A 3,378-nucleotide genomic window follows, 5' to 3' on the forward strand; every position below is an offset into this window, starting at 1 on the left:
CGGCGCGATCTCATGTCGTCGATCGGCGAAGAGGTCGAGGCGATGACCGGCGGGCGGCGCATGGACGCAGCGCTCGACCGCTGCCGTGAAGAGCTCGCCCGCTACGCCACCGGCAAGAGCCGCCGCCCGCAAAAAGGTGGACCGTGGTTCGCCGCGCAGGAACGGGTCGAGACGCTCGAGGCCGAGCGCACGACGCTCAGTGCGACCGCGGACGCGCTGCACGAGGCGCTCGCCGCCCGCAAGCGCTGCCGCCGCGAGCTGGCCGAGCTGGAAGACCCCGACGCCACGCGCGCCCGCGCCGACCGGCTGGAAGCGGCGCGGACCGCTCTCGTCACCGCAGAGCGCCATGCCGAGGAGCTGGACACCGAGGCGCGGCGGCTCGAGACCGCGCAACTCACGCTGTCCACCGCCCGCGACCGCCTCGACCGCTTCCGCTCCGCAGCAGCCGAGCGCGACGAGGCCGCGGCAGAGGAACGCGCAACCTCCGAGGCCGCCGCGGCCGCCCGCGCCGCACAGGACGCGGCGCAACAGGCACGCGATGCGGCCGAAAGCGGGGCGCAGGCGGCGCAGGCCGCACTGGAAAAGGCCGACGCCGCCCATCGCCGCGCCGAGCGGGCGCAAGCCGCCCGTGACGGCGCCGCCCGGCGCGACGATCTGGTGCAGCGCATCGCCGCCGCCGAGGCCGCGCGCAAGGAGATGGAAGAAGCGGCTGCCGCTGCCCGGCGCGGCCCGGATGCCGCCGCCATGCGCCGGCTCGAGGCTCTGGTCTCGGCCCATGGCGCCGCCGTTGCCGCCCGCGACATCTCGGCGCCCCGGGTCACCGCCCGCTACCTGCCCGGTGCCGAGGGCCGCATCCGCCACGACGGGCAGGCGCTCGGGGACGGCACACCCCTGCCCCTTTCCGGCGCCGCGCGGCTCGAGATCGACGGCATCGGCACGCTCGACATCCACCCGGGCGAGACCGGCACCGCCGCCGATACCGTCGCGAAAAGCGAGACGGCGCTGCGCGAGGCGCTCGCCCAGCTTGGCGCCGAGACCCCCGACGCCGCCCGCGACGCGGCGGAGGCCCGGGCGCTGGCGGACCGCAAACAGGGCGAGGCGCAGGCGGTGTTCCGCAGCCTTGCACCCGAGGGCATCGAGCCGCTGCGCGAGGCGCTGGCACTGATCCCCGAGGCCGAGGCCGCCGAAGATGCGGGCGATGCCGACCGGACCCGCGCGGCGCTTCGCGAGGCCCAGGATACAGCACAACAGGCCCGCGCCGGGCGCGACCACGCCGCCGAGGCTCTGGCCGAGGCGCGGCTCGAGGCGGTCCGCCTGACCACGGCACTCACCAGTGCAGGCGACCGCCAGAAACGCGCGACCGAGGTGCTCGCCCGGTTCGGCGCCGAGGACGAAACGGCGCTCAACGAGGCGCTGCAACGCGCCACCACCGCCTGTGCCGCCGCCGAGGCCCGGCTTGCGGAAAAGTCCCGCGCCGCGCCAGATCTGGCTTCGGCAAAGGCCGCCATGCAACGCGCCGAGTCGGTGGACCGCCGCGCCCGCGACGACCTCGCGCCGGCGAGGCGGTCGAGGAACGGCTGGCGGAAACCGAACAGGCACTCGACGCCGCCCGCGCGGATCTTGCCCGGATCGAACACGAGGTGGCGGTGCTCACGCGGCTCGAGGCGGCGCTGGAAAGCGCCCGCAGCGATGCCCGCGAGCGCTACTTCACCCCGGTCGCCGCCGAGCTGCGCCCGCTCCTGCAACTGCTCTGGCCCGAGGCCGAGCTCACCTGGGGCGAGGAGACGCTGCTGCCCGAGGCGCTGGTCCGCGACGGCGCGCACGAGCCTGTCGACATCCTCTCGGGCGGCACTCAGGAACAGCTCGCGCTGCTGGTTCGGCTGGCCTTCGCGCGGATGCTGTCCGCGGCCGGGCGCCCCGCGCCTGTGATCCTCGACGACGCGCTGGTCTTCACCGACGACGACCGCATCGAGCGCATGTTCGACGCGCTGACCCGGCAGGCCGGAGATCTCCAGATACTGGTGCTGACCTGTCGCCAGCGGGCCTTCCGCGAACTGGGCGGCACGGCCCTGCAACTGTCGGCGCCCGACGGGTCCTGAGGCCTACACGGTCAGGCGCGTGTGCCGGATCGTTTCAGTAGCGCTTGCCGCGAATGAACTGCGACAGCATCCCGTTCCTGGCTGGCAGGAAACAGCAGGCAAGGACGAAGCGGAACGGGTCGATGACCATCATGGCGAGGATCCCTCACGTGGCGCTGGCACAGCACGGCGCCACCGCGGCCCCGGCTTGGCGCGGACCCTAGGATCGCGAAGAATCGATTCCGTGACGATTCGCAGACAGTTCTGCGAAACGGGCCGGAACGATGTCCGGCCCGGTGCAGTCAGAGGTAATCGGCTCGCTGCAGACCGTATTTCGCCATCTTCTCGTTGAGCGTCCGGCGCGGCAGGCAGAGCTCGTCCATCACCGCAGAGATCGACCCCTTGTGGCGCCGCATGGTGTTGTCGATGAGCATGCGTTCGAAGGCCTCGACGTATTCCTTGAGCGGCTTGCCCTCGGTGGTCATCACCGGCTGCATGTCCTCGTGGTCGTTCATCAGCAGCGAGGCGATGGTGCCCTGCCCGCGCCGCGACTGCAGCACCGCGCGCTCGGCGAGATTGATGAGCTGGCGGACGTTGCCCGGCCACGGCGCCTGCAGAAGCTGCGCCGCCTCCTGCGCCGAGACCTTGGGCGCGTCGCAGCCGTATTCGTCGGCGAACTGGTCGGAGAGCTGGGTGAAGAGCCGCAGGATGTCCTCGCCGCGCGCGCGCAACGGCGGCACAGTGATCTTCAGCGCCGCGAGGCGGTAGTAGAGATCCGGACGCAGCGCGCTCTCGCAGGTGCGGCCCTCGTCCTGCAGGTTGCAGATGGCGACAATGCGGGTCTCGGGCGGGGTGCCCTGGTCGTTGATCACCGACAGAAGCCGCGCCTGCGCGCTGTCGGTCAGGCTCTCGATGTCCTCGAGCACCAGCGTGCCGCCGCGCGCCTCTTCCATCGCCGGAAGCCGGGTGTCCTCGGGCTGCATCGGGCCGAAGAGACGCTGCATCAGCGCGTCCTCGTCCATCGCCGCGCAGGAGAGCAGCACGAACTTCTTGCCGGCGCGCGAACCCACCGCGTGCAGCGCGTGCGCGATCAGCGTCTTGCCGGTGCCGGTCTCGCCCTCGATGAGCACGTGTCCGTCGGCCTGCCCCAGGTCGAGCACGTCCTCGCGCAGGCGCTCCATCGCCGGGCTCTGGCCGATCAGCTTGGACATGATCTGGCTGCCGTCCGACAGTTCCTTGCGCAGGGCGCGGTTGTCGAGCGTCAGGCGGCGGGCGTTGGTGTCCTTCTTTGCCAGTTCCG

The 3,378-nt window shown here is 72.2% G+C and carries 2 protein-coding genes and 1 pseudogene; 2 read left to right on the forward strand and 1 reads right to left on the reverse strand.

The window, feature by feature from the left end; all coding sequences use genetic code 11:
* Both HC022_RS21795 and HC022_RS21800 read left to right on the forward strand, forming a co-directional pair.
* Positions 1-1,929: pseudogene (locus tag HC022_RS21795) on the forward strand (hypothetical protein); the annotation flags it as partial.
* Positions 1,926-2,099, forward strand: coding sequence for a hypothetical protein (locus HC022_RS21800; RefSeq protein WP_167453806.1), 174 nt, complete (start codon positions 1,926-1,928; stop codon positions 2,097-2,099). The pseudogene HC022_RS21795 and the gene HC022_RS21800, both read left to right, overlap by 4 nt.
* A gap of 281 nt (positions 2,100-2,380) precedes the next feature.
* Here HC022_RS21800 and HC022_RS21805 read toward each other — a convergent pair.
* A partial coding sequence (locus tag HC022_RS21805) for a sigma-54 dependent transcriptional regulator (protein ID WP_167453807.1) occupies positions 2,381-3,378 on the reverse strand: 998 nt, incomplete at its 5' end.

This window comes from Salipiger sp. HF18 (assembly GCF_011806505.1).
GTDB lineage: Bacteria > Pseudomonadota > Alphaproteobacteria > Rhodobacterales > Rhodobacteraceae > Salipiger > Salipiger thiooxidans.